The following is a 24,067-nucleotide window of genomic DNA, read 5'->3' on the forward strand; positions in this document are numbered from 1 at the left end:
CCCCCGCGCGCCGGAGCCGTCAAGGCCCCGGCCGGTGACGGCCATGCGATAGGGCCTCGCGTGTCCCGTGGCGTGACGACCACGGGACACGCGAGGCACCGGTCGCGAGCGGCGGCCTACTTCAGCGCGTAGGCCCGGGTGATCGTCTGGGTGGTGGAACCTCCCTTGTCGTCATAGGCGGTGACCCGCAGCGACACGTAGCCGTTGGTCTGGCCCAGCGCGGGGTGCGTCAGCTGGGCGTGGAAGCGGCCGGTCGCCGGCTTGGTGACCGTGGCCGACCGCCAGGTGGTGCCGTCGTCCACCGACCACTCGACGTTGGTCCAGGTGACCACCGGCGGGGTGGCCACCGTGGCGTGCGCGGCCGCCCGCACGTCGAACTCGAAGGACTGCCCGGCGGCGGCCCGGTTGAGCACGTCGAGCGGCAGGTCGTAGGTGAGCAGCGTGGCCGGCTGCACGGTGCAGGCCGGGCCGAAGTTGCAGGTGTACCCGGCGGGCGTCCCGGACGGGGACACCGAGTTGAACCGGCTGCCGGTCGTCACCCGGGAGGACAAGGTCCGGTCGCTGGTGTCCACCGCGTCCAGCTGGTACTGGGCGCTCCCGGCGGGCACCGTGAAGGAGCGGGGCGCCCGGCCCTGCGCGGTGAGCTGCTGCCCGCCCACGGTCAGCTTGGGTGTGGCGGTGACCGCGCTCAGATCGCTGAAGTGCCGCGGGTCGGAGTCCAGCCACTGCTCGGCCGGCACGAACCGGTCGCCGTCCCGGCACATCGCGCACGGCACGGACACCGGGTAGCCGCTCGGCACGTTGGCCGCGCCTGGAACGAGCGGCGCCTTGAACCACCGTTCGGTCCGGGTCGTCTCGGTGAACCGGTCGGTGGAGTGCAGCAGCAGGCTCTCGCTGGTGATCGAACGGGCCCAGGTCACCCGGCTGTCGATCGGGCCGAAGTACTCGGTGCGGGTGAGCGGCAGCCGCAGCGGCCCGCCGTAGGGGATGTCACCCGGCTGCTCGGTGGTGGCGGAGACGCCGTACTCCCAGCCGTAGGTGTCCGGCTTATCGGCGTGGTAGGAGACGTCCAGCTTGGTCAGCGCGCTGGTGGTCACCTGGCGCGGCGCCGAGGGGATCTGCCCGCGCTCGTCGAAGCGCAGGTGGTAGGCGACGTCCGGCCCGCTGTAGGGCTGCAGCCGCACCGAAACCGGCCCGGCGGCCACCGCGGAGCGCAGCGCGCGCCCCTCGGCCACGGTCAGGCCGAATCGGTGGAACGCCGGCGACCCGGCGGGCACCCGCGCCCGGCCCCCGGTGACGTCGAGGTAGCCGATGAGGCCGGCGGCGCCACGGTTCCCGGCCGCCCGGGCCGCGTTGTCCATCTGAAGTGCCGCCGTAACGTAGGGCGTGGCGCCGGTGCCGGCCGGCACGGCGACCAGGACGAGCTTGCCGGTCACGTCCAGGTTCTGGAAGTCGGCGTCGGTGCCCTGCCCGGCGAAGACGACCGGGTAGCTCGTCACGGCGGTCAGCGCGCCGCGCAGCGACTCGGGGTCGTAGGCCGGGTGCAGGGTGAGCGAACCGGCGGTGGCGCTCGTCAGCACCTGCGGGTACATGTTCCACTGGTGCGACAGGCGCAGGGTGCCCGCGGAGACCGACGAGACCGGGGTGACGAAGAGGTCCTGCCCCGCCCCGGCGCCGCCGTACACCGACACCGGGCTGGTCCGGTCGGTGAACGTGCGCACGTACCAGGCGGTGCCCGGCCCTTCGGCCGCGGGCGTCATGACCGGCCGGATGGACGTGGTGGTTCGGGCGTCCAGGGTGACGGTGCGGTCCGCGTCCAGGGTGACCTTCTGCACCACCCAGCTGTTGCGGTTGCTCAGCTGCCACTCCGGGGCCACCCCGATGACCTCGTAGTCGCCCGCCGGGAGCGGGACCGGCTCGTGCGCGCCGGTGTAGTCGAGCTTGAGCGTGTAGTAGGCGGCGGGGTTGAACGGGTCCTCGGCGCTGTTGCCGCGCTTCAGCGGGATCATGTAAACGATCGGCTCGCCCTGGTAATTGGGCACGAACTCCTTGGTCCCGTAGGAGTTGATCATGGAGACCGTGAGCTCGTGGGTGGCCGGGCCGGTGTAGTAGCTGAACGGCGTGACCAGCTGGACGCCACCGGCGCCGGTCGCGGTGATCCAGCCGCCGTAGGCGCCCACCGCGCCGAGCCGCGGGTCGATCGTGAGGTTCACCGCCGCGGTGCCGCGCGCGGGGACGGTGACGCTCGTCGCGGCGAGCTGGACCGCGCCGGTGGGCGCGGGGTTGCCGCTCCAGCCCTTGGTGATCGGGGCGAGGGTGAGGGTGACCGGCTGGTCACCGGTGTTGCGATAGGTGATCGGGCGGGTCACCGGCGCGCTGCCGGGCCGGCCGAAGTCGACGACCGAGGTGGCGAAGACCTGCTGGGTGACCGCGCGGGCGACGTCCACCCGGCCGCTGCCCTGCTCGAACCAGGTGTGGTCGGCGTTGCGCCGCGCGGTCGAGGTGAGCGCGTCCCGCAGCTGCGGCGCGGTCCAGTCGGCATGCTGCTGCGCCAGCAGGGCCGCCGCGCCGGCCACGTGCGGGGTGGCCATCGAGGTGCCGCTGTTCTGGGTGTACTGGTCGGCGCCCGGGACCGCCGGCACGGTGGAGTCGGCGGAGCGGGCGGCGACGATGTCCACGCCGGGCGCGACGATGTTGGGCTTGACCGCCGCGTCGCCGAGGCGCGGGCCCTTGCTGGAGAAGGCGGCCAGCGTCGTGCCGGTGTCCTTGTCCACCGCGCCCACGGCCAGGGCCTGGTCGGCGGCGGCGGGCACGTTGATGGTGAGCCGCTGGGAGTCGTTGCCCGCGGCGGTGACGAACAGCGTGCCGTAGGTCGCGGTGAGCTGGTTCAGCGCCTCGCTCATCGGGTCGGTGCCGTCGCCGCAGCAGCCGCCGAGGCTCATGTTGACCACGTCGGCGCCCTGCTCGGCGGCCCACTGCATGCCGGCGATGGCCCAGGACCAGTCCCCGTTGCCGTCGTCGCCGAGGACCTTGCCCACCAGCAGCGAGGCCGCGGGGGCCACGCCCTTGTACTTGCCGCCGGACGCCGCGCCGGTGCCGGCGATGGTGGAGGCGACATGGGTGCCGTGGCCGACCTTGTCGGTCGTCGTGGCGGAGTCGGAGAAGTTCTGGGTGGCCGCGATCCGGCCCGCGAGATCGGGGTGCGCGGCGTCGATGCCGGAATCCAGCACCGCGACCTTGACGCCCGCGCCGTCCAGCCCGCGCTGCCAGGCGGTGGGCGCGCCGATCAGCGGGACGCTCTTGTCCAGCGACATCCTGACCCGGCGGTCCAGCCAGACCTTCTCGATGCCGGTGGCGCCGCCGGCGGTGAGCTTCTTCGCGCCGTCGCCGGCCAGCCCGGTCCAGAACGCCTTGGTGTCCTTGGCGGCGACGCGCACCGCCGCACCGTTGATCGCGGTCAGCGACCGGACGTTCCCGGTGCCCGGCAGCGCGTCGGCGGTCTTCGCCGCGGCGGCCGCCTTGGCGCCGTAGTCGATGATCAGCGGGATGGCGGCGGTGCGTCCGTCCCGGGCGAGGGTGTCCACGTCGAACAGTTCCTCGTCCAGCGTTCCCGCGGCGACCAGCGGCGCGGCGTCGGACGGCAGGACCAGGTGGCCGCCGTCCCTGCTGGGCAGGGTGAGGAAGGTGACGGGGGCGCCGCCCGGGCGGGGGGCCGGCTTGATGGTCGTCGCCGGGGCGCCCTTGCCGGTCGGGGTGTAGACGACGACGTCACCCGTGATCAGGGTGAGGGTGACCGGGGATTGGCCGCCGGGCGCGGAAGGCGCCGTCGAGGCGGGCGGCGGGGCGGCGGGCAGTGCGGCCGGGCCGGAGAGTGCGGAGCTGGGTGTTGCGGTGAGGGTCAGTGCGAGCGTCAAGCTTGATAAACCCGATAAACCCGCGGCTAAGCGGGCGCGCGACTGCGACAAGTCATCCCTTTCCTCGGTGGTCCCGGCGACGGAGCGCCGGAGGGAGATCTCCCAGCCGCATGATCGCTTTTTCTTGATCTTCTGTCTGCGCCGGGCAATGGTGACATTCATCGCACCTCGGACGGCGACCATCGCCGTACGGTGCGCCACACCCGCATTTCCCGGACGCGGTGCGACACCCGGCCCGGATCCAGGCAGAGCCCCAAGATCGGGCGGAGGCGCGTCCGGTCCCGTAGCCTGACGGCCGTCCCTCCGATCAGCCGCCGACCCAGGAGGTCGCAGTGCGCGTCGCCATCCCGCTGTTCGACCGGTTCACCGCGCTGGACGCCGTGGGGCCGTACGAGGTGCTCAAGTTCCTGCCCGGCGCCGAGGTCGTGTTCGTGGCCGCCGAACCCGGGCCGGTGCGGGACATGGACGGATGGCTGACCCTGGCGGCGACGGCCGCGTTCGCCGACGTCGACTCCTGCGACGTGCTGCTGGTGCCGGGCGGGCCGGGCGCCCGGGCCCTGCTGGCGGACGAACCGCTGCTCGGCTGGATCCGCCGGATGCACGAGGCCAGCACCTGGACGACGTCGGTGTGCACCGGGGCGCTGCTGCTCGGCGCGGCCGGCCTGCTCGACGGGCTGGCGGCCACCACCCACTGGGGCGCCACGGACGTGCTGGAGTCGTTCGGCGCCACCTACACGCCCGAGCGGGTGGTGTTCCAAGGCAAGATCGTGACGGCGGCCGGCGTCTCCGCCGGCATCGACATGGCGCTCGCGCTGGCGGACCGGCTGGCCGGTCCGACGGTGGCGCAGGCCGTGCAACTCGTCATCGAGTACGACCCGCGGCCGCCGTTCGACTCCGGTTCGCCCGCCAAGGCGCCCCAGGAGGTCAGGGACCTGGTCGCCCGCGGGCTCCGCTGAGGACGGTGCTGCGCCCCCGGCGGAGCCCGCGAGGGATCACCGGCGGGGCACCAGCCGCACCAGGTACGACAGGGCGCCGGAGACGCGCACCTGGTGCATCTCGACCGGGTCCAGGCCGTGCCGGATGGCGGTGGCCAGGCCGGCGGGGTCGGGGACCAGCACCACGGCCTGCCCGCCTGGGGCGAGCACCCGGACGAGCTCCGCCCACCAGCGCGACAGCGACCCGCCGAGCAGGCCGCGCCCGCCGACCTGGCCGCCCCACGGCGGGTTGCACACGATCCGGTCGGCGGCGCCGGCCGGCAGCGGCAGCCGCCCGGCGTCGCCGGGCCGGAACGTGACGCCCGGCAGGCCCGCCGCGTTGGCCCGGGCCGCCCGCAGCGCCGCCGGATCGGCGTCGAAGCCGGACAGCCGGGCCGCCGGGCCGGCGAGGGCGGCCTCGATCAAAATCGTGCCGGCCCCGCAGCATGGGTCGACCACCAGGTGACCCGGCCCGATGCCGGCCAGCCGGGCCATCGCGGCGGCGACCGGCGGGTGGAGGGTGCCGGGGATGGTGTGCCGCTTGTAGCCGCGCCGGTGCAGCGGCCGGTCGGCCGTCCGGACCATCAGCGACGCCTGTTCCCCGTCCAGGACGACCCGCCAGGCCAGGCAGCCGGCCGGCGGTACGGAGCCGTGCCGGCGCGAGTGATAGGCCACGCCGAGCCGGCGGGCGAGCTCCTCGCCGACGGCGTCCTCGACGTCGTACCGGTTGAAGTCGCGCCGGCCGAGGAACGACGCCGAGACCTCGATCCCGGCGCCCGCGGCGCGGGCGGCGCCGCCTCCGGCGTCCGGCGTTCCGGTCAGGTCGGCGGCGGCCGCCAGGCCGGCGAGGCCGGCGACCTCGCGCCGGGCCGTCCCGATGTCAGGCGACCGGGCGGCCAGCAGGAACAGGTCGTCCGCGGTCCTCGGTACCGCCGCCGGCCGCGCCGGGCCGTCCGCGCGGAAGCGGACCTCCCGGTGGGCGAGCCGGGTGACCACCCCGAGCCGGAGCTGCAGGATCTCGTCGGCGAGGACCGCCTCCAGCCCGCGTACGCACCGCGCCACCAGGCGCGCCGCCGTCACGGGACGGCGAGGCGGCCGGGACGCGGTGCGGTGAGAAAACGTGCGCGAGCGCGCAACATGTCGGTTCTTCTCCCACGTCGAAGCCCGGGACGGCGCAACGCCGCCCCGCCTCGTCGGCGTCGGGGGTTCCTCGCCTCGCCGACGGCGGGCTCAACGTCGGTAGAAGAACTTCATGTCCGGGATGTTACTAGATCCGCCCGTCGCCGCGATCCGGTGGGGAGAGCGGGGGCGCGCGAAGCCCGGCGGCCGCCGGGCGCGCCCGATTCGTGCCGCCCGCCTGCCCCTCAGGAGGCGTCGAGGACGGCGGCGGGTTCGGCGTCCGGGGAGACGACGGCCAGCCGCGACTCCAGCAGTGACTCCGCCGCCAGGTGCCCGGCGAGCTCGTCCAGGGTGGCGGCACACCGGACGTTCGACAGCCCGCGCTGGAGCAGTGCACGGGAGACCCCGTGCCGGCGGACGGCGTACCAGCCGCCGCCGACGGCGTCGGACACCAGCCAGTGCTTGCCGTAGGTCTCCCGCAGGTGCGTGATGGACGCGGGCATGGGCTCACCCGCGCCGATCGTCGAAGGGCGGCCGAGCGTGTCGAACATCCACGTGGAGGCTCCTGTCCGTGGCGGGTGCTGCGCGAAAGGACGTGCCGAGGCCGGCCTGGCGCACGCGCCGGATCGGCCGGAAGAGCGTGGAAAGGGTGCTCGGGACCATGGCCGGGCGGCATGGACCGCCGGCTCACTTGGGCCACGCCTGGCAGGCTAGTCCACGGGGCGCGCGCGGGCAATCACTTAGTGTGATTGCGCATGGACGCGGATCCGGCGCGGCCGGGGTTCCACCCGGACGGCCGATCCAGAGCGCCGCCGGCACCCGGTCCGCGTCCCTCGCCGGCCGGGACGGGCACGCTCCGTCATCGACCACTGCCCGGTTCCGGCTGCGGAGACCGGCGGACGGTCCCTTTCCCCAAGGCCAGCTTCTTGTTACCCGGCCCCACCGGTCGGGTCTACCGGCCCCGGCCCGCCGGGCGGGCCTTCGGGGCGCGGACGGCGGGCCGTCCGGCGGGCCGGGTAGCCATGAAATGCCCAAGTAGCGCCATTTGCCGGGTTCTCCAGGGGTCGTCGCCACCCATCTTCCGGCCGCCGTCCGATCGAGCGGGCGGCGCCGCCCCGGCGGACGGGACCGGTCCACCGTAACGGATGGCCCTAAACCTCGCGGGGATCGCCACACGGGCACGATTCGCACAAAAGAAGCACGGGACCAACCCTGGTATCTGTGCGATCGTGGACAACGTGGGGCAAGTTCTCTGGAGACGCGGATCGCGTTGGTGACTGAGGGTGATGGAGCGTGATGGAGTCCCCGGTACCGCCCGAACCCCCGATCTATCGCCGCATCGCGGAGAGCCTGCGCCAGGCCATCCTGGCCGGTGACCTCCGCGACGGCGACCGCCTGCCGGGCGAGAACGCCCTGATGGCGGAGTACGGCGTCGCCCGGGCGACGGCCCGGCAGGCGCTGGGCGTGCTCATCAACGAAGGGCTCGCGGTGCCCCGGCGCGGCTCGGGAGTCTACGTGCGGCGGTTCCGCCCGATCCGCCGGCACGGTCCCCGGCGGCTGTCGCGCGAGCAATGGGGCCGCGGCCGGGCCATCTGGGACTCCGACACGACCGGCCGCCCGTACACCGTCGACGAGCTGACCGTCGCCCGCGAGTCCGCGTCCGCCGAGGTGGCCCGGGTGCTCGGCTGCGAAGAGGTGTGGGTGCGCCGCCGCCGCTACTCGGTGGACGGCCGGCCGGTGCAGCTCGCGGCCTCGCACTTCCCGGCCGAACTGGTGGCCGACACCCCGATCACCCGGCCGGACACCGGGCCGGGCGGCGTGTACGCCCGGCTGCGCGAGCTGGGGCACGGCCCGGCGCACTTCACCGAGGAGGTGCGCGCCCGGATGCCCTCCCCGCGGGAGGCGGCCCGGCTCGGCCTGCCCGCCGGCAACCCGGTGATCCTGGTGTGCCGCTCGGCCTACACCGCCGACGGCCGGACCGTGGAGCTGAACGAGATGATCATGGATGCCGCGTCCTACGTCCTCCAGTACGACTTCGACGCCTGAGCACCGCGCGCCCGGCACGTTAGGTGGACCTGTCCACCCCGAACATTGATTTCTCTAGAGATGTCCCGCAACGTGAGGGTGAAAGGTACAAACCGGCCGGGGAGGGTGGACGGGATGTCGTTCGACCGGCACCTCGCCGAAATCGCCCGGGAGTTCCCCGAGTGGACCATCTGGCGCAGCGACGCGGGGCGCTGGTGGGCCACCCGCCACCGCCTGCTCACCGAACACGAGCGGGACGCGGGCTGCGCGATGACGATCGACGCCGACGATCCGGACGGGCTGCGTGAAAGGCTGCTCGAGCAGCGCGCGTGCCTGCCCGAGACCGAACCGGACCGCTGATCGCGACCGGCCGGCGGCGGCGGCGCGGAAATCTCTGACCCGATCGGGGGCGGAGATTTCCGCCGGGCGCCCGGCGGCGGCCGGCCGGCGTGCCCTACCGGCCGGCCCCGCGCGACGGACCCTGGGTCCGGCGGTCGCGCGCGCGGCGGACCCTGGTCCGGCGGTCGCGCGCGCGGCGGACCCTGGTCCGGCGGCCCGTCGCACCGCGGACCTGGTCCGGCGGCCCGTCGCGGTCGCGGCGCCACGGTCACGACGCCACGGTCACGACGCCGCGGTCAGGACCTCGGGTCGCTCCCGCTCGCCGCGATCCCGCCAGGACGCGGGGTCAGCGGTGCCCGGTGCCGGCCGGGCCGCCGGGGTGCTCGGGCGGCGCGCCGAAGCGCACCCGGGTGTCGTCGAAGAAGCCGCGCACCACCGGCTCGTCGTCCTGCGGGCCGGGCGCGGCCGGCGTGCCGAGCAGGTGGGCCAGCGAGGCGCCGTCCCGGGGCCGCACCTCCACCGTGTCCTGACCGGTGTCCTGCGCCGCATCCGGACCGGTGCCCGGTACCGGGTCCCGCGGTGCGTCCTGCGGCCCGGCGGAGCCCGCCTCGCCGTGCGCCTCGCCATGCGCCTCACCATGCGCCTCGCCGTGCGGCGCCTCGGCGTGCGCGGTCACCACCCGGTCGGCCGGCCCCGGGTGACCGGCGCCGGCCGGACCGTCCGGGTACCCGTCCTCGGCCCGGTCCGGCGCGCCGTCCCGCGGGCCGGCGGTGCCGTCCGCCGGGGAGTCCGCGGCGCCGCGAACCGGGGCGCCCGGCGCGCCGGAGCCGCCCGGGCCATCGGCGCGGTCGCCGGGCCCACCGTCCCGGCCCGCCGGCGGCAGCGCGTCCAGCGGCTCGGCGGCGGGCAACCCGCGCGGCCCGCCATCCGCCGGCCCGCCCTCGTCGTCCAGCACCACCCGCACCGAGTCCAGCTCCCCGGCGGCCGGGCCCGCACCGGACGGCGGAAGCGGCGGGAACTCCGGGCGCGGCGGCAGCGCGGCGGCAGCGTCCGGCAGCGGTCCGGCGACCCCCTCGCGGTCCAGCAGGTCGCCCAGGACCGAGCTCATCTCGCCGAGCCGCCGCATGACCTCGGCGTGCGTGTCGGTCAGGAAGGTCACCCGGCGGCCGGTGTGCTCGTCCAGCGACGTGGCGCGGTGCTCGGCGGTGGCCAGCAGGTCACCGGCCTCGGCCCGGGCGGCCTTCAGCGTCGAATCCGCCTCGGCCCGGGCGGCGGCGACCGTCTCCTCCGCCTCCTGCCGGGCCGTGGTCAAAGCACGGTCGGCCTCGGCGCGGGCGTCGCGCAACGTCTCGTCGGCCTCCGCCCGCGCGGTGCCCAGGGTCTCCTCCGCGTCCGCGCCGGCCTGGGCGAGCAGCCGCTCGGCGGCGTCCGTCGCCTCGTGCACCCGCCGCTCGGCCTCCTCCTGGGCCGCCGACAGGATGCGTTCGGACTCCACCCGGGCCTCCTCGCGCAGCCGGGTCGCCTCGGCCTCCGCGCTCTGCCGCTTGGCCAGGGCCTCCTCGTCGGCGAGCTTCAGGATGGCGCTCAGCCGCTCGCCGAGCTCGTCGTAGTCCTGCGGGGCCTCGGCCAGGCGACGCCGGGCCTCGGAGAGCTCGATACGGCCCTGCTCGGCCTGGTCGATGGCCCGCGCCAGCCGTTCCTCCAGGTCACGGATCTGGTTGCGGGTGCGCGACATGTGCTCGTGGACCTGGCGGCGGCTGTATCCCCGCATCACGACCTCGAAGCCGAGGTCCTCGTGCATCATGTCGGGAAAGCTGTCGTGCTGGTTCGTCATGGCTGAGCCCTGGGGGTCTGGTATGCGAGTGGGGGTTCTGCTTTGGGGGCAAGACGTCAGGACACGACTTTCCTGCCATCTGCCCAAGTCCGCAACCCGAACCACCGACCGGTTCCGTTCCCGGCCGCCCGGCGTACCCGTGCGATCATGGCGGGTATGAGCGAGCCGGCCGTCCCCTACCTCGCCGCGCTGGACAGCGGCGCCCCGTCCATCCATCCCGAGGCGTACGTGGCGCCGTCCGCCGTGGTGGTGGGACGGGTGCGGCTCGCCCGGGCGGCCAGCGTCTGGTACGGCTCGGTGCTGCGCGGCGACGACGAGGCGATCGAGGTCGGCGAGGAGTGCAACGTGCAGGACCTGTGCTGCCTGCACGCCGATCCCGGGCTGCCGGTGGTGCTGGAGCCCCGGGTGAGCCTCGGCCACCGGGCGGTCGTGCACGGCGCGCACGTGGAGGGCGGCGCGCTGGTCGGCATCGGTGCCGTGGTGCTGAACGGCGCCCGGATCGGCGCCGGATCGCTGGTCGCGGCCGGCTGCGTGGTGGCGCCGGGCCGGCGGATCCCGGCCGGAGTGCTGGTCGCCGGCGTGCCCGGGAAGATCGTCCGGGAGCTGACCGACGACGACCGGGCGGTCTTCGCCGCCACCCCGGACAACTACGTCGCCAAGGCGGCCCGCCACCGCGCCGCGCGTCCCCTGGCCGGCGGCTGACGGGAGGGCGGCCGCCGCGGCGGGCCCGCGGGCGGGCCGGGCGCCCGCAGTAGCATGGCGGCCGTGCCGTGGGACCCGTTCGACGCGATCGAGGGGGACACCCGTGCCATGGTCACCGATCCTCGGTGGGCCGAGGTGCCCGCCGGCACCCAGGTACAGGCGATGGCGGCCCGCCTGCTGGCCACCGCGGACGGCGGCTGCTGGTTGTACGGCGCGCACGCCCGCTGGTACCGCCACGACCGGGCCGACGGGCGGTGGCACCTGTCCGCGCCGCCCGCCTCCCCGGAGGTCCGAGCGGCGGCCCGGCCGGCCCATCCGGCGCCGGTGATCCCCGAGGAGTTGCTGCCGGCGGCGGCCGACTTCGCCCGCGAGCGCGGCTCCACGCAGGCGTTCGTCGGCCCGGACGTGCCGGAGAGCGTCGTCGAGGGGGTCCGCGAGCTGCTGGACCGGCAGCGCGCCGCGAAGGAGGAGCACCCGTTCGTCGTCGGGCCGTTGCGGGAGCTGTTCTACTCCGACGTGACCGCCGGGGTGGCGGCGGTGTGGGGCACCGTCATGTGGTGCTCCTACGCGCCGGCGTTCGACGGCAACGAGGTGCTGCTGTCGATGTTCGGCGAGTTCCTGGCCCGGCCGCTGCCGGGGGACGACTGGGTGCGCTGGCTGCCGCCGACCTCGCTGGACGCCCTGGTGGCGCTGTATCACGAGCAGCTGTGCCGCCGGGCGCAGGGGGCCGCGCTGCGGCTGGCCGGGCTGGTCGCCGACACCGCCCGGGCGCTGCTGCCCGACCCGCGTTTCGCGCCGCGCGCGCACGCGCTGATCTCCATGATCGAGCCGCTGCGGGCCCGCCCGTGGCTGGACCATCCGGCGTGGGACGCCGCCGCGATCCGCCAGGCATGGCTGGAGCGCTGCCCGGCCCGGTTGAGAAGCGCGGTGCTGTTCGAGACCTCGCCCGGCGACCATTTCCGGCACTCGCTGTACGACCTGGTGGAAGCGCTGTCGTATCTGGCCGGCCGCGGCGCCGACCCGCGGGCGGTGGCCGCCTCGCTGCTCGCCGCGGACGTGGCGGGCGTGGCGCCGCAGGCCGCGGCGCGACTGTACCCGTGGCTGGACGCCGAACTGCGCCAGACGTACTACGTGGCCCTCTCCCGGCCCGGGCATCCGCTACGGGACTGCTGGCCGCGCGAGGGGGAGCCGCCGGATCCGGTCCGGCCGCCGGACCGGGCCTCGGCGGCGGCGGTGCTCGGCGCCGGCTACGCCACCGGGCTCGCCTGGTGCCGGCTGGCCGGCGTCGAGCCGCCGGCGCGCGGGTTCCCGGTGTCCGCCGCCACGGTGAGCTGCCTGATGCACGAGCGGGACGATCCGCGACCGGCCGTCCCGGAGTCACCAGGGGAATCGCTCCGTCACTCCTGAGCCGCCGCCCCTGGTCAAAACGTCATTTCCCGCTATTTCATACTTACTCCGCGTATATCATTCCCCGCCCCCCTATCTGGGCTTTTGACGGAATTGTGATCTTCAATCCCGGGAAATGGTTCCAGGTGGACAGGACCGAGGGCGCCGAATGGTCCCGATGGGCCATGTCGCCCAAAGGGACGCCCCCGTAACCTCGAAGAGGGTGTGGGCTGCGGAAGGAAGGACGACGCGGTGGGGCACGACAACCTGGACTCGCGGGTCCATGACCGTGTCGCGTTGGACGAGATCGCGCTCTACGCGGAGGTGCTGAGCGCCGTTGCCGCCAGTGAGCGACAGCTGACCATGGATGAGCTCGACAACGCGCTCGGACTACGGACTTCGGTGAGTCACTGAAGGAACTCGCAGACCGGTCCCGGACTCCCCCCGGAGTTCGGGACGGTTTTGTGTGGAGAACGAGTGCGCCGTCCGGCCGGGACTAGTCCGGGCGGACCGCGCCGACCCGGACATCCGCTACGACCGCACTAGCCTCGCGATGGCCGCCGAGGCCTCCTTGACCTTCTCCTCCGCCTCCGGGCCGCCGGCGTTGATGGCGTCGGTCACGCAGTGGCCGATGTGGTCCTCCAGCAGGCCGAGAGCCACCGCCTGCAGGGCCCGGGTGGCCGCCGACACCTGGGTGAGGACATCGATGCAGTAGGAGTCTTCCTCCACCATGCGCTGCAGGCCCCGGATCTGGCCTTCGATCCGCCGCAGGCGGGTCAGGTAGGCCTGTTTGTCGCCGCTGTACCCATGCATGCGGCCAGAATACCTGTTCGGGGTATCAGCCGGGGATCGCATCGCGCACCTCATCGCCGCTCCGCCCGGCGACCGGCCCGAAGCTCCTCGATCAGCGCCTCCCAGTGGCCCGCGACGACCGGGGCGGCGTGCCCGGCGGCCGCCTGCAGCGCGCCGGCCGCCAGCACCATCCGGCGCCGCTCGTCGTCGATCAGGCCGAGGAGCGCCGAGGCGTACGCCGTCACCTCGTCCTCACCGCGCGGCACCAGCACGCTGTCGCGCCCCGGCGTCACGAACTCGGCCGGGCCACGCGGGCCGTCGAAGCCCACCACCGGAACTCCGCAGGCCAGCGCCTCCAGCAACGCCATGCCTGGCGACTCGCCCTGCCCGGTCACCGCCACCATCGACGCCTTGGCGAACTCACCCGGCAGGTCGGAGGTGGTTCCCATGAAGTAGACGTTGTTGTGCATGTCGAGCCGGCCGACCAGCGCGCGCAGCCGCTTCTCCTCCGGCCCGCCGCCGTACAGGCGCAGCCGCCAGTCGGGGCGCTTGTCGGCGGCGACGGCGAAGGCCCGCACCAGCACGTCGAACGACCGGCCCGGCAGCCACCGCCCGCCGGCCGCGACGATCCGGTTGTCCATCCGGGATCGCGGCCACGGCTCGGGGGCCAGCGCGTCCGGCACGACGCGCACCGGCGGCGCCTCCGGCCCGGCCAGCAGCCGGGTGAAGTCGTCGGCCGCGCTCGGGGTGGCGGCGAACACCGCGTCCATCTTGGGGTAGAAGCGCCGCACCGGCGCGGGCACCTGCGGGCGGGACCACTCGCGGGCGATGCGCAGCGTCTCGCGTGGAACGTGCCGGGCCGCCTGCACGCCGAGCCCGGCCCGGGTGGTGACCAGCACGTCGGCGCGCATTCCGCGCAGCGTGCGCCACAGCGCCATCTCGGTGCGCATCTGCCCGCGCGGCAGCAGATGGCGGGCGTCCGGCCGGGCGTCGACCAGCCAGCGCAGCGAGACGCGCGGATCCACCGGGAAGAACGGCGTCTCGCGCACCCGGCGGACGCTGATGACCTCCACCTCGTGCCGGGCGGCGAGTTCCGCCGCCAGGTTCAGCACCGCCCGGGTGTCACCCCGCATCCCGTACGCGGACGCCACCAGGAAGCAGATCTTCATCCGCCCACCTCGAGGCGGAGCTCGTCGTCCGCGGTGTAGCAGGGGCGGACCGGAACGCCGTCGACCTCGGCGTCGGGATAGTGCACCCGGCGCCGCTTGCCGTCCACGTCGTCGATGCGGGCGCCGAGCGGCAAAGGGGTGTCCAGGCCGTCCACCTGCAGCGACGGGGCCCATAGCCCTTCTGAGTCGGGGGCGGCGTCGATCACGTCGCACAGCGACAGCGCGGCGTGGAACCGCACCCCGGACACGGTGGCCGCCGCGGTGACCGCCACCTCCGGCCCGCCCGGCCCGGCCGGCCGGCACAGCGCCAGCCGAGCCGGCCGGGGCGCGTCGTCGTCGGCGAAGCCGGTGTAGGCGAGCAGCCCGGTCACCTCGAACCGGCCCTCGCGGAACCACACCGCGCGGACGTCGGCCGCCGGCGCGGCCTGGGTCACCCGCACCGCCAGGAAGCCGTTGAGCGTGCGGTAGGCCCGATAGGCGAGGGTGCGCCGGCCCAGCGCGTAGGCGTCCAGCCGGTCGAGCGAGAAGCCGGGGTCCACGCACTGCAGCCGGGTGCGCGCCGCGGAACGTTCCGGGCCGTCCCGTTGCAGGTAGGCGTCCCAGCGCCCGGGCCCCAGCCCGAGCGGCGCGAGCGACACCGCCATCGAGGCGTCGCTCGCCTCCGCGCCCGGGCCGCCCAGCGCCACCGCCCGCTCCGTACCGGTGCCCCGCTGCCGCAGGACCAGCCGGGAACCCTCCCCCAAGGGCTCGTCGATCGCCAGCCGGAGCGAGAGGACATCGGCCAGTGTGACCTCGGCATCGGTAACGACGACGCGCACCGCGCCCCCTCCCCGTCGAATGAGCCCCGCGACGTTGAGGTTACCGTTATTTAGCTGATATGTGGAGAAAGGTTTTCAGGCAGTCTTTCCGGCCTCCGCGGGCTGCCCCTTGACCGAGGTGACCAGCAGCTGCGCCACGTCCACGACCTCCAGCGACTCCTTGGCCTGGCCGCCGTTCTTCTTCTCGTTGATCGCGTCACCCAGCATGACGAGACAGAACGGGCAGGCGGTGGAGACGCGGTCCGGATCGGTGGTCAGCGCCTCGTCCACCCGCTCGGTGTTGATGCGCTTGCCGATGCGCTCCTCCATCCACATCCGCGCGCCACCGGCGCCGCAGCAGAAGCCGCGGTCCTTGCAGCGGTGCATCTCCTGGGTTTGGACGCCGGGCACCTTGGCCATGATGTCGCGCGGCTGCGCGTACACCTTGTTGTGCCGGCCGAGGAAGCACGGGTCGTGGTAGGTGATCTTCTCCTCGATCGGGGTGATCGGGGTGAGCCGCCCCTCCTCCACCAGCCTGGCCAGCAGCTGGGTGTGGTGCACCACCTCGAACATGCCTCCGAGCTGCGGATACTCGTTGGCCAGGGTGTTGAAGCAGTGCGGGCAGGTGGCGACGATCTTCTTGACGCCCGCGTCGTTCAGCGTCTCGATGTTCTGCTGGGCGAGCATGTTGAACAGGAACTCCATGCCCAGCCGGCGCGCCGGGTCACCGCTGCAGGCCTCCATCGGGCCGAGCACCGCGAACTTCACGCCCGCGATGTGCAGCAGTTCGGCGACCGCCTTGGTGGTGCGCTTGGCCCGGTCCTCCAGCGCGCCGGCGCAGCCGACCCAGAAGAGGTATTCGAGGTCGTCCGGCGCCTTGTCCTCGATGACCTGGACCTCGATCGGGTCGACCTCGCGGGAGGCCAGTTCCTCGATCCACTCGGCCCGCTTCATCTCCGGCAGGCCCCACGGGTTGCCCTTGTTCTCCAGATTCTTCAGCATGACGCCGGCCTCGGACGGGAAGCTCGACTCGATCATCACCTGGTAGCGGCGCATGTCCATGATGTGGTCGATGTGCTCGATGTCGACCGGGCACTGCTCGACGCACGCGCCGCAGTTGGTGCACGACCACAGCACGTCGGGGTGGATGACGCCGTCCTCGCCCACCAGCGGCTTGCCGGCCAGCGCCAGCACGTCCTCGGGCAGCTTGGCCCGCTCCTCCTCGCTCGCCATCAGGTAGGGCGCGATGGCGAAGGCGTGGTCGCGCTGGTCGAGGATGAGCATCTTGGGCGACAGCGGCTTGTCGGTGTTCCACGCCGGGCACTGCGACTGGCAGCGGCCGCACTCGGTGCAGGTGTAGAAGTCCAGGAAGCCCTTCCAGGAGGTGTCCTCCACCTTGCCCCGGCCGAACACGTCGGTGTCGGGATCGGCCTCCTCGAAGTCGAGCACCTTGCCGTTGCTGCGCATCTCCGGCACCGCGCCGAGACCGTCCGGCCGGCGGGAGAACAGCACGTTCATCGGCGCGGTGAAGATGTGCAGGTGCTTGGAGTGCACCACGATCACCAGGAAGACCAGCATGACGCCGATGTGCAGCAGCAGCCCGACCGGCTCCAGCACCTCGTTGGCCGAGGTGCCGAGCGGGCGCAGCAGCGCGGCCGCGGCCTGCGAGCCGAAGGCGCCGGTGCGGTAGGGGAAGTTGCCGGTGTTGATCGCCGCGCCGCGGAACAGGAACAGCGTCCAGATGACGTTGAAGATCATGAAAAGGATCAGCCAGGCGCCGCCGAGGTGCGAGCCGGAGAACCGGGAGTCGCGGCCCAGCTTCTTCGGCGAGTTGCGGACCCGGATGGCGGCGAAGGCGATCAGGCCGGCCAGGCAGGCCAGCGCGATGAAGTCCTGGAGGAAGCCGAGCACCGGCCAGGTGCCGACCAGCGGGATGTGGAAGTCGGGACGCCCGGTGACCGCCCCCTGGATCAGCGCGCCGTACGCCTCCAGGTAGACCGTCGCCAGGATGACGAACGCCCAGAACACCACGAAGTGCGCGACGCCCGAGGGCGTCCACTTCAGCAGCTTCTTCTGGGCGAACACCTCGACCAGCTGGGCCTTCAACTCGGCGCCCGCGTGCGTCCTGGCGTACTCCAGGCGTTCGGGGGCGGGCTGGCCGCTGGTGGCCAGCCGGTGGAGCCACGACACGCGGCGGGCGGCGAGCGCGAGCGCCACCGCGGTCATCAACAGCCCGATGATCGCTACTAGGAGCACGGGTCCTCCAAACTACGGCGTTGCCCGCCAGCGTAGACATGCCGGTCATCCGCGGGTGCGATGAGGCCGCCTCGAATACTACCCATCGGTAACATACTTGCCCGCACCCGTTGCCGTATCGCGACCCGCCGACCGGCCGGCACCGGGACCGGCGACCGCCGATCAGGCCGGCGCCGCCCCCTCCTCGCCCAGGTAACGCTGGATCGTCGGTGCCAGCAGGTCCACCAGCTCCTCGACGTCCGCGGAGGCCAGCGGCTCCAGGCGCAGCACGTAGCGCAGCAGCACCACGCCGAACATCTGGGCGAACGCCACCTCCATCCGCACCGGCGGGATGCCGAGCCCCGCCACCACGCGGTCCAGCACCGCCCGGGTGAGGAACTCGCGGATCATCACCCCGAACTGCTCGTTGGTCATCGCGCTGCGCATCACCGCGATGATCGACTCGCGGGCCGCCGGGTCGGCCGTCATCGTCAGCAGGAAGCGGACCAGCCGCCGGCCGATCTCCTCCCGCGGCCCCGCCAGGATCAGCGGGATCGCCTGGTCGGGATCCACCGGCAACCGCAACGCGGCGACGAAGATGCCCTCCTTGGTGGCGAAATAGTGGTGCACGAGAGCCGGATCCACCCCGGCCTCGCGGGCGATGCCCCGGACCGTGGCCTTGTCGAAGCCCTTCGCGGCGAAGATCTTGCGGGCCGCGGCGATGATCTCGCCCCGGGTGTCGGCGGAGCCGGGACGGCGCCCCGGGCGCCGCCGCCCGGCCGGCGCGCTCTGGTCGGTCATGGAGTCGATTCGATCACGTCGTGGAGGAGGCGGCGAAGTGCAGGCGCGCGAACGCCAGGCCTTCGGCCAGGTCGTCGATCCGCTCGGTGCGCCCGGCGGCCTTGCGGGTGTTGACCTCCAGCACGATCAGCCCGCCGTACCCGGTGGAGGCCAGCCGCTCCAGCATGCGCGCGCACGGTTGGTTGCCCCGGCCGGGCACCAGGTGCTCGTCCTTGTTGGTGGTGCCCACGCCGTCGGCCAGGTGCAGGTGCGCCAGCCGGTCACCGAGCTTCTCCGCCATCTCCAGCGCGTCCGACCCCGACACCGCGGTGTGCGACAGGTCCAGGGTGACCTGCGGGTAGTCCTGGTCCACCGGATCCCAGCCCGGGGAGTACGGCACCACCTCGGTACCGCGGGCCCGCAGCGGGAACATGTTCTCCACCGCGAAGATCACATCGGTCTCGTCCCGCATCCGGGCCAGGCCGATCTCGAAGTCGCGGGCGTAGTCGCGCTGCCAGCGGAACGGCGGGTGCACCACGACGGTCTCGGCGCCGAGCCGCTCGGCCGCCTTGCGCGCGCGGACCAGCTTGGCCCAGGGGTCGCGGCCCCACACCCGCTGGGTGACGAGGAGGCAGGGGGCGTGCACGGCCAGCACCGGGAGCTGGTAGTGGTCGACCAGCCGCTCCAGCACGTCGATGTCCTGGCTGACCGGGTCGGCGCCCACCATCACCTCGACGCCGTCGTAGCCCAGCCGCGCGGCCAGCTCGAAGGCGTCCGGAGTGCGCTCCGGATACACCGACGCGGTGGACAACGCGATCTTGGCGTTCGGGACTCGGATGACGTCGGTCACAACTGCCAGCCTAAGCCGGGTCGCGTCCTGGTGGCGCGGCGCTGCCCCGCCCACCGCCGAGTTCCGCCGCCGGGTTCCGCGGCGCCGGGCGCCGTCCGCGCTGGTCTAGCGTGTGTCCCATGCCGCGGATCGTCGACGGGGCCATCCCGAGCCCGAACATCTGGAACTCGCCCCGCACCTACGAGGTGGAGAACCGCGCGGTCGACCCGGACGGCGCCGCGGACGCCGCCATCCGCGAGATCCGCCCGTGGACGGGCGCCTTCCTGCTGGACATCGGCTGCGGCACCGGATTCCACCTCCCCGCCTACGCCGCCGAGGCGGCCCGCGTCCTGGGCGTGGAGCCGCACCCGGGCCTGGCCCGGCTCGCGGCCGAACGCTGCCGCGGCCTGCCCGCCGTCGAGGTCCGCACCGCCGCCGCCCAGGCGCTGCCGGTGCCGGACTCCTCGGTCGACGTGGCGATCGCCCGGTGGGCGTACTTCTTCGGGCCCGGCTGCGAGCCCGGGCTGCGCGAGCTGTCCCGGGTGGTGCGGCGGGGCGGCGCCGCCTTCGTCATCGACATCGACGCCGCCCGCGGGCCGTTCGGCGGGTGGTTCACCCGTACGGTGCCCGGCTACTCGGCCGCCGCGGTCGAGGCGTTCTGGTCGCGCCAGGGCTGGCGGCGCCGCGATCTCGACCTGCGCATGGTGTTCGACTCCCGAGCGGACCTCGCCTCGGTGCTGCGCATCGAGTTCGCGCCCGCCGTCGCCGAGGAGGCCATCGCCGCGACACCGGGCCTGGAGATCGCCTACCCCAACGTGCTGCGCTGGCGCGAGTTCTGACCCGCCGCGGGATGCCGGCGCTTGACCTTGACGTTGACGTCAACATCTACCGTGCGTCTGGAGGAGGAGGCCGGATGCGGATCGGAGAGCTGGCCAGGCTGGCAGGGGTGAGCACCCGGGCGGTGCGCTACTACGAGCAGCAGGGCCTGATCTCGTCCCGGCGCTCGGCCAACGGGTACCGGGAGTACGACGAGGCCGACCTCCGGCTGGTCACCGAGATCAGATCGCTGGTCACCGTGGGGTTCACCCTGCGCGACGCCCGGCCGTTCGTGGAGTGCCTGCGCGCCGGGCACGAGACGGGCGGGTCGTGCCCGGAGTCGGTGGCGGTCTACCGCCGCAAGCTCGGGGAGATCGACGAGCAGATCCGCGCCCTGCTCGACCGGCGCGCCGAGGTGGCCGCACAGCTGGCCGAGGCGTGCCCGGGATGCACGTTGACGAGAGAGGACCCCCGATGATCACGCTGACCGCGGAGAACTTCGCCGACGTGGTGCTGCGGAGCGACAAGCCCGTGCTGGTCGACTTCTGGACCGAGTGGTGCCCGCCCTGCCGGATGGTGGCGCCGGTGCTGGAGGAGATCGCCGGCGAGTACGCCGACCGGCTCACCGTCGCCAAGCTCAACGCCGAGGACCACCCGGAGATCGCCGCCCGCTACGGGGTGATGGGCTTTCCGACCCTGAACCTGTACCGCGACGGCGAGGTGGTGCGCCAGATCATCGGCGCCAAGCCCAAGCGGCTGCTGCTGGCCGAACTGGACGGCGGGTTCTGACGGCGGCGCACCGCGTTCGCCGATGCCGCGTTCGCCGATGCCGCGTTCGCCGATGCCGCGTTCGTCGCACCGCGTTTGTCGGCGCCGGCCGATAGCGTGCCGCCATGACCAAGACGCAGAAGGCCGGTTACCGCTGCGCCGAGTGCGGCTGGCGCACCGCCAAGTGGGTCGGCCGCTGCGGCGAGTGCCAGGCATGGGGCACGGTCGACGAGGAGGGCGCCCGCGCCGGGGTGCACGTCGTCCAGGGCGGCGCGGTCAGCGCGCCGGCGCTGCCCATCGCCCAGGTGAAGGCGGAGATCGCCCGGGCCCGCACCACCGGGGTGGGCGAGCTGGACCGGGTGCTCGGCGGCGGGCTGGTGCCCGGCGCGGTGGTGCTGCTGGCCGGCGAGCCCGGCATCGGCAAGTCCACCCTGCTGCTGGAGGCCGCCGCCAGCATGGCCCGGTACGAGACGGTGCTCTACATCACCGGCGAGGAGTCCGCCTCCCAGGTGCGGCTGCGCGCCGACCGCATCGGAGCCGTCCAGGACGAGCTGTACCTGGCGGCGGAGACCGAGCTGTCGGCCCTGGTGAGCCATGTGGAGAAGGTCCAGCCGCGGTTGCTGGTGGTCGACTCGGTGCAGACCATCGGCTCCGCGCAGGGCACCGGGGTGCCCGGCGGGGTCACCCAGGTGCGCGAGGTCACCGGCAACCTCGTCCGGCTGGCCAAGGAGCGCGGCATCTCCACCGTCCTGGTCGGCCACGTGACCAAGGACGGCACGATCGCCGGCCCGCGCACCATGGAGCACCTGGTCGACGTGGTGCTGCACTTCGAGGGCGACCGCCACTCGCGGCTGCGCATGGTCCGCTGCGTCAAGAACCGCTTCGGGCCGACCGACGAGGTGGGCTGCTTCGACCTCAACGAGCGCGGCATCCACGGGCTGTCCGACCCGAGCGGCCTGTTCGTGTCCCGGCGCTCGGAGCCGGTCTCCGGCACCTGCGTCACCGTCACGGTGGAGGGCACCCGGCCCATCCCGGCCGAGGTGCAGGCGCTGGTCGGGCCGACCGAGGCCCAGCAGCCCCGCCGGTCGTCCTCCGGGCTCGACCCGTTCCGGGTCACCATGATCCTCGCGGTGCTGGAGCGCCGGCTGAACGCCCGGCTGAGCGGCTGCGACGTCTTCACCGCCACCGTCGGCGGCATCCGGCTGGCCGACCCGGCGGTCGATCTCGCCGTCATGCTCGCCGTGGCCAGCGCGGCCGGCGACCGCCCGCTGCCGCCGGGGCTGGTCGTGCTCGGCGAGGTCGGCCTGGCCGGCGAGCTGCGCCCGGTGCGCGACGTGCGCCGCCGGGTCGCCGAGGCCGCCCGGCTCGGCTTCACCCACGCCCTGGTGCCCGCCGGCTCGCTGGAGGAGGGCGCCGGCCCGCCGCCGGGCGCCGCCGGGGCGGCCGGCCGGCAGCCGGTGCCGGTGGAGCGACCGCCGCTGCGCACCACCGCCTTCTCCCGCGGCTTCGAGGTCACCGAGGCGGAGAACGTCTGGGACGCCCTCACCCACGTCACCTGACCGCTCCTCCGGCCCGGGGCGGCCGGTCGCCGGTAAACTGGAGCCGTCTGCGACCACCGGGGGCCATGTGGCGAACAACACGAAGGGGATCGACGAGCGGCGACGGGCCACCCTTGCCACGCTCGCCCCCGGAACCGAGCTGCGGGACGGGCTGGAGCGCATCCTGCGCGGCCACACCGGCGCGCTGATCGTGCTCGGCTACAACGGCACGGTGCGCGAGGTCTGCACCGGCGGCTTCCAGCTCGACGTCGAGTTCTCCGCCACCCGGCTGCGCGAGCTCGCCAAGATGGACGGGGCCATCGTGGTCGACCTCGCGGCGCACAAGATCGTCCGGGCCGCGGTGCATCTGGTGCCCGACTCGTCGATCCCCACCAACGAGTCCGGCACCCGGCACCGCACCGCCCAGCGGGTGGCCCTGCAGACCGGCTTCCCGGTCATCTCGATCAGCAAGTCCATGCGGATCATCGCCCTCTACCTGGACGGCGTGCGGTACGTCATGGAGGAGTCGGCGGCCATCCTGTCCAAGGCCAACCAGGCGCTGGCCACCCTGGAGCGGTACAAGATGCGGCTGGACGAGGTGTCCGGCACGCTGTCCGCCCTGGAGATCGAGGATCTGGTCACCGTTCGGGACGTCGCGGTGGTGGTGCAGCGGCTGGAGATGGTGCGCCGCATCTCCGGCGAGATCGAGGGATACGTCGCGGAGCTCGGCACCGACGGGCGCCTGCTGTCGCTGCAGCTCACCGAGCTGGTGGGCGGGGTCGAGGAGGACCGCGACCTGATCATGCGCGACTACCTGCCGGCCGAGGCCGGCCGCCGGGCCCGCCGGCGCGGCGAGGCGCTCGCCGAGCTGGGCGGGCTGTCCGCGGCCGACCTGCTCGACCTGACCGCGGTCGCGCACGTCCTCGGGCACGACGGCTCGGAGTCCCTGGAGACGCCGGTGAGCCCGCGCGGCTTCCGGCTGCTCGCCAAGGTGCCCCGGCTGCCCGCCAGCGTGGTGGACCGGCTGGTCGACCACTTCGGCGGCCTGCAGAAGCTGCTGGCCGCCAGCACCGACGACCTGCAGTCGGTGGGCGGCGTCGGCGAGTCGCGGGCGCGCAGCGTGCGCGAGGGCCTGTCCCGGCTGGCCGAGGCCTCCATCCTCGAACGCTACGTCTGAGCCGGCCGCAGCGGCGCGCCGGCCGGCTCACCGCAGGTGGAAGACCACCTCGGGGCTCGCCAGCCCGCCCAGGCGCGCCCTGGCCACGTAGGTGCCCGCCCGGGCGCGGGGCCGGGCGGCCCGGCAGTCGGGCGCGGACCGGCGGCGGTCCCAGTCGATCTGCTGCACGTAGGGCACGCCGCGCCGCAGCCGGCGCACCCGGGTGCCGTCGCCGCTCAGGCAGTCCGCCGTCGACCACACCCGGTCGTCGCCGGAGGTGATCCGCACCTCCACCGCGCGCGGTCCTACGTCGACCGCGCACTCGGCGCGGCCGACGTTGACGACGGTGAGCAGGAAACCGGAGCCGGCGCGGGCCGGGTGGATCTTCGCGTCGCGGTGCAGGCTCAGCACCAGGTCGGCGTCGGCACAGGCGCCGGACGGCGGGACGCCGGGCGCCGCGGCGCCGGGGACCGGCGGGCGCCCGGACGGCGCGGGCGGGCGCGCCGGACCGGCGCTCGGCGAGGCGTGCGGGCTCCGGGAGGTCTCCGGACGCGGCCGGTCCCGCGAGCCGGACGCGCTCGTGCAGGCCCACGCGACCACGGCGACCACGACCAGGGCGCCGGTGAGCACCGACACCCGGCGCCGCCAGTAGACGTCCGGGCCCTCTACTCCGACATCACCACGGAACGTGTCCGGATCCATACGTACAGTATGGAGAGTCGCGATACTGCGAGCGTGCCGACCCGCCGAGCAGGCGATCCCGGCCACCGGAACGTACCTGGCATTCACCAACGCATCACCCGGCCTTGGCTTTGGCCGTGACCGTGACCGTGGCCGGGCCACCCGCGCGCCGGGCGGCCGGTCGTCCGCCGGTTCCGGTGCGGGCCGGGCGGC

At 73.9% G+C, this 24,067-nt stretch carries 22 protein-coding genes; 11 read left to right on the forward strand and 11 right to left on the reverse strand.

Annotation, left to right across the window (positions count from 1 at the left end; all coding sequences use genetic code 11):
- Positions 1-116 precede the first annotated feature (116 nt).
- On the reverse strand, positions 117-3,914 hold the full coding sequence (locus Sru01_RS12390; RefSeq protein ID WP_203984412.1) for a S8 family serine peptidase: 3,798 nt from the start codon (positions 3,912-3,914) through the stop codon (positions 117-119).
- A 332-nt stretch (positions 3,915-4,246) separates the two neighbouring features.
- Here Sru01_RS12390 and Sru01_RS12395 point away from each other — a divergent pair, with 332 nt between their 5' ends.
- On the forward strand, positions 4,247-4,870 hold the full coding sequence (locus tag Sru01_RS12395) for a DJ-1/PfpI family protein (protein ID WP_203984413.1): 624 nt from the start codon (positions 4,247-4,249) through the stop codon (positions 4,868-4,870).
- A 36-nt stretch (positions 4,871-4,906) separates the two neighbouring features.
- On the opposite strand, the gene Sru01_RS12400 is transcribed toward Sru01_RS12395, so the two are convergent.
- Complete coding sequence (locus Sru01_RS12400; RefSeq protein WP_203984414.1) at positions 4,907-5,968, reverse strand: methyltransferase domain-containing protein; 1,062 nt, start codon at positions 5,966-5,968, stop codon at positions 4,907-4,909.
- Between the two features lie 284 nt (positions 5,969-6,252).
- Positions 6,253-6,558, reverse strand: coding sequence for a hypothetical protein (locus Sru01_RS12405; RefSeq protein ID WP_203984415.1), 306 nt, complete (start codon positions 6,556-6,558; stop codon positions 6,253-6,255).
- 745 nt (positions 6,559-7,303) lie between these two features.
- Between Sru01_RS12405 and Sru01_RS12410 the strand changes: the two genes are divergently transcribed.
- Together Sru01_RS12410 and Sru01_RS12415 are read left to right on the forward strand one after the other, a co-directional pair.
- Complete coding sequence (locus Sru01_RS12410; RefSeq protein ID WP_203984416.1) at positions 7,304-8,053, forward strand: GntR family transcriptional regulator; 750 nt, start codon at positions 7,304-7,306, stop codon at positions 8,051-8,053.
- Between the two features lie 114 nt (positions 8,054-8,167).
- Positions 8,168-8,392, forward strand: a complete 225-nt coding sequence (locus Sru01_RS12415; protein WP_203984417.1) for a hypothetical protein — start codon at positions 8,168-8,170, stop codon at positions 8,390-8,392.
- Between the two features lie 325 nt (positions 8,393-8,717).
- Here the strand turns inward: Sru01_RS12415 and Sru01_RS12420 are convergent, their stop codons facing one another.
- Positions 8,718-10,205 carry a hypothetical protein gene (locus tag Sru01_RS12420; protein ID WP_203984418.1) on the reverse strand — a complete coding sequence of 496 codons (1,488 nt, stop codon included), beginning with the start codon at positions 10,203-10,205 and terminating at the stop codon, positions 8,718-8,720.
- Positions 10,206-10,361: 156 nt separating this feature from the next.
- On the opposite strand from Sru01_RS12420, the gene Sru01_RS12425 reads away from it, so the two are divergent.
- The 3 genes from Sru01_RS12425 (at position 10,362) to Sru01_RS12435 (ending at position 12,707) form a co-directional block, all read left to right on the forward strand.
- Positions 10,362-10,907, forward strand: a complete 546-nt coding sequence (locus Sru01_RS12425; RefSeq protein ID WP_239137355.1) for a gamma carbonic anhydrase family protein — start codon at positions 10,362-10,364, stop codon at positions 10,905-10,907.
- Positions 10,908-10,961: 54 nt separating this feature from the next.
- The gene (locus tag Sru01_RS12430) at positions 10,962-12,314 is read left to right on the forward strand and encodes a hypothetical protein (RefSeq protein ID WP_203984422.1); all 1,353 of its coding nucleotides are present in this window, start codon (positions 10,962-10,964) and stop codon (positions 12,312-12,314) included.
- A gap of 231 nt (positions 12,315-12,545) precedes the next feature.
- The gene (locus tag Sru01_RS12435; RefSeq protein ID WP_203984423.1) at positions 12,546-12,707 is read left to right on the forward strand and encodes a hypothetical protein; all 162 of its coding nucleotides are present in this window, start codon (positions 12,546-12,548) and stop codon (positions 12,705-12,707) included.
- 117 nt (positions 12,708-12,824) lie between these two features.
- Here the strand turns inward: Sru01_RS12435 and Sru01_RS12440 are convergent, their stop codons facing one another.
- The 6 genes from Sru01_RS12440 to Sru01_RS12465 form a co-directional block, all read right to left on the reverse strand.
- Complete coding sequence (locus tag Sru01_RS12440; protein ID WP_203984424.1) at positions 12,825-13,106, reverse strand: metal-sensitive transcriptional regulator; 282 nt, start codon at positions 13,104-13,106, stop codon at positions 12,825-12,827.
- Between the two features lie 50 nt (positions 13,107-13,156).
- Positions 13,157-14,254 carry a glycosyltransferase gene (locus Sru01_RS12445; RefSeq protein WP_203984425.1) on the reverse strand — a complete coding sequence of 366 codons (1,098 nt, stop codon included), beginning with the start codon at positions 14,252-14,254 and terminating at the stop codon, positions 13,157-13,159.
- Positions 14,251-15,072, reverse strand: coding sequence for a hypothetical protein (locus Sru01_RS12450; RefSeq protein WP_203984431.1), 822 nt, complete (start codon positions 15,070-15,072; stop codon positions 14,251-14,253). Before Sru01_RS12450 ends, Sru01_RS12445 begins: the two co-directional genes overlap by 4 nt.
- 75 nt (positions 15,073-15,147) lie before the next feature.
- Positions 15,148-17,307 (reverse strand): (Fe-S)-binding protein, encoded by a 2,160-nt coding sequence (locus Sru01_RS12455; RefSeq protein WP_239137356.1) that lies wholly within the window; start codon positions 17,305-17,307, stop codon positions 15,148-15,150.
- A gap of 162 nt (positions 17,308-17,469) precedes the next feature.
- Positions 17,470-18,087 (reverse strand): TetR/AcrR family transcriptional regulator, encoded by a 618-nt coding sequence (locus Sru01_RS12460; protein ID WP_203984433.1) that lies wholly within the window; start codon positions 18,085-18,087, stop codon positions 17,470-17,472.
- Positions 18,088-18,100: 13 nt separating this feature from the next.
- A complete protein-coding gene (locus tag Sru01_RS12465; RefSeq protein ID WP_239137357.1) occupies positions 18,101-18,916 on the reverse strand; it encodes a sugar phosphate isomerase/epimerase family protein in 816 nt (271 codons plus the stop codon).
- A 119-nt stretch (positions 18,917-19,035) separates the two neighbouring features.
- Between Sru01_RS12465 and Sru01_RS12470 the strand changes: the two genes are divergently transcribed.
- From Sru01_RS12470 to disA, 5 genes are all read left to right on the forward strand, one after another.
- Positions 19,036-19,734: a class I SAM-dependent methyltransferase gene (locus Sru01_RS12470; protein ID WP_203984434.1), complete on the forward strand. Its 699-nt coding sequence runs from the start codon at positions 19,036-19,038 to the stop codon at positions 19,732-19,734.
- Positions 19,735-19,808: 74 nt separating this feature from the next.
- On the forward strand, positions 19,809-20,189 hold the full coding sequence (locus Sru01_RS12475; RefSeq protein WP_203984435.1) for a MerR family transcriptional regulator: 381 nt from the start codon (positions 19,809-19,811) through the stop codon (positions 20,187-20,189).
- Positions 20,186-20,500, forward strand: coding sequence for a thioredoxin (gene trxA / locus Sru01_RS12480; RefSeq protein WP_203984437.1), 315 nt, complete (start codon positions 20,186-20,188; stop codon positions 20,498-20,500). Before Sru01_RS12475 ends, trxA begins: the two co-directional genes overlap by 4 nt.
- Positions 20,501-20,604: 104 nt before the next feature.
- Positions 20,605-22,038 carry a DNA repair protein RadA gene (gene radA / locus Sru01_RS12485; protein WP_203984438.1) on the forward strand — a complete coding sequence of 478 codons (1,434 nt, stop codon included), beginning with the start codon at positions 20,605-20,607 and terminating at the stop codon, positions 22,036-22,038.
- A 67-nt stretch (positions 22,039-22,105) separates the two neighbouring features.
- The gene (disA, locus tag Sru01_RS12490) at positions 22,106-23,194 is read left to right on the forward strand and encodes a DNA integrity scanning diadenylate cyclase DisA (RefSeq protein ID WP_203984439.1); all 1,089 of its coding nucleotides are present in this window, start codon (positions 22,106-22,108) and stop codon (positions 23,192-23,194) included.
- Between the two features lie 27 nt (positions 23,195-23,221).
- Here the strand turns inward: disA and Sru01_RS12495 are convergent, their stop codons facing one another.
- Positions 23,222-23,875, reverse strand: a complete 654-nt coding sequence (locus tag Sru01_RS12495; protein ID WP_203984440.1) for a hypothetical protein — start codon at positions 23,873-23,875, stop codon at positions 23,222-23,224.
- Positions 23,876-24,067 lie beyond the last annotated feature (192 nt).

Source organism: Sphaerisporangium rufum (assembly GCF_016863395.1).
In the GTDB taxonomy this organism is placed as follows: domain Bacteria; phylum Actinomycetota; class Actinomycetes; order Streptosporangiales; family Streptosporangiaceae; genus Sphaerisporangium; species Sphaerisporangium rufum.

Coding starts and splice junctions, on each gene's coding strand:
- Sru01_RS12405 (WP_203984415.1), bottom strand. CDS start 6,558: ATGTTCGACACGCTCGGCCGCCCTTCGACGATCGGCGCGGGTGAGCCC.
- Sru01_RS12495 (WP_203984440.1), bottom strand. CDS start 23,875: ATGGATCCGGACACGTTCCGTGGTGATGTCGGAGTAGAGGGCCCGGAC.
- Sru01_RS12430 (WP_203984422.1), top strand. CDS start 10,962: ATGGCGGCCGTGCCGTGGGACCCGTTCGACGCGATCGAGGGGGACACC.
- Sru01_RS12460 (WP_203984433.1), bottom strand. CDS start 18,087: ATGACCGACCAGAGCGCGCCGGCCGGGCGGCGGCGCCCGGGGCGCCGT.
- radA (WP_203984438.1), top strand. CDS start 20,605: ATGACCAAGACGCAGAAGGCCGGTTACCGCTGCGCCGAGTGCGGCTGG.
- Sru01_RS12415 (WP_203984417.1), top strand. CDS start 8,168: ATGTCGTTCGACCGGCACCTCGCCGAAATCGCCCGGGAGTTCCCCGAG.
- trxA (WP_203984437.1), top strand. CDS start 20,186: ATGATCACGCTGACCGCGGAGAACTTCGCCGACGTGGTGCTGCGGAGC.
- Sru01_RS12425 (WP_239137355.1), top strand. CDS start 10,362: ATGAGCGAGCCGGCCGTCCCCTACCTCGCCGCGCTGGACAGCGGCGCC.
- Sru01_RS12470 (WP_203984434.1), top strand. CDS start 19,036: ATGCCGCGGATCGTCGACGGGGCCATCCCGAGCCCGAACATCTGGAAC.
- Sru01_RS12445 (WP_203984425.1), bottom strand. CDS start 14,254: ATGAAGATCTGCTTCCTGGTGGCGTCCGCGTACGGGATGCGGGGTGAC.
- Sru01_RS12475 (WP_203984435.1), top strand. CDS start 19,809: ATGCGGATCGGAGAGCTGGCCAGGCTGGCAGGGGTGAGCACCCGGGCG.
- Sru01_RS12410 (WP_203984416.1), top strand. CDS start 7,304: ATGGAGTCCCCGGTACCGCCCGAACCCCCGATCTATCGCCGCATCGCG.
- Sru01_RS12440 (WP_203984424.1), bottom strand. CDS start 13,106: ATGCATGGGTACAGCGGCGACAAACAGGCCTACCTGACCCGCCTGCGG.
- Sru01_RS12420 (WP_203984418.1), bottom strand. CDS start 10,205: ATGACGAACCAGCACGACAGCTTTCCCGACATGATGCACGAGGACCTC.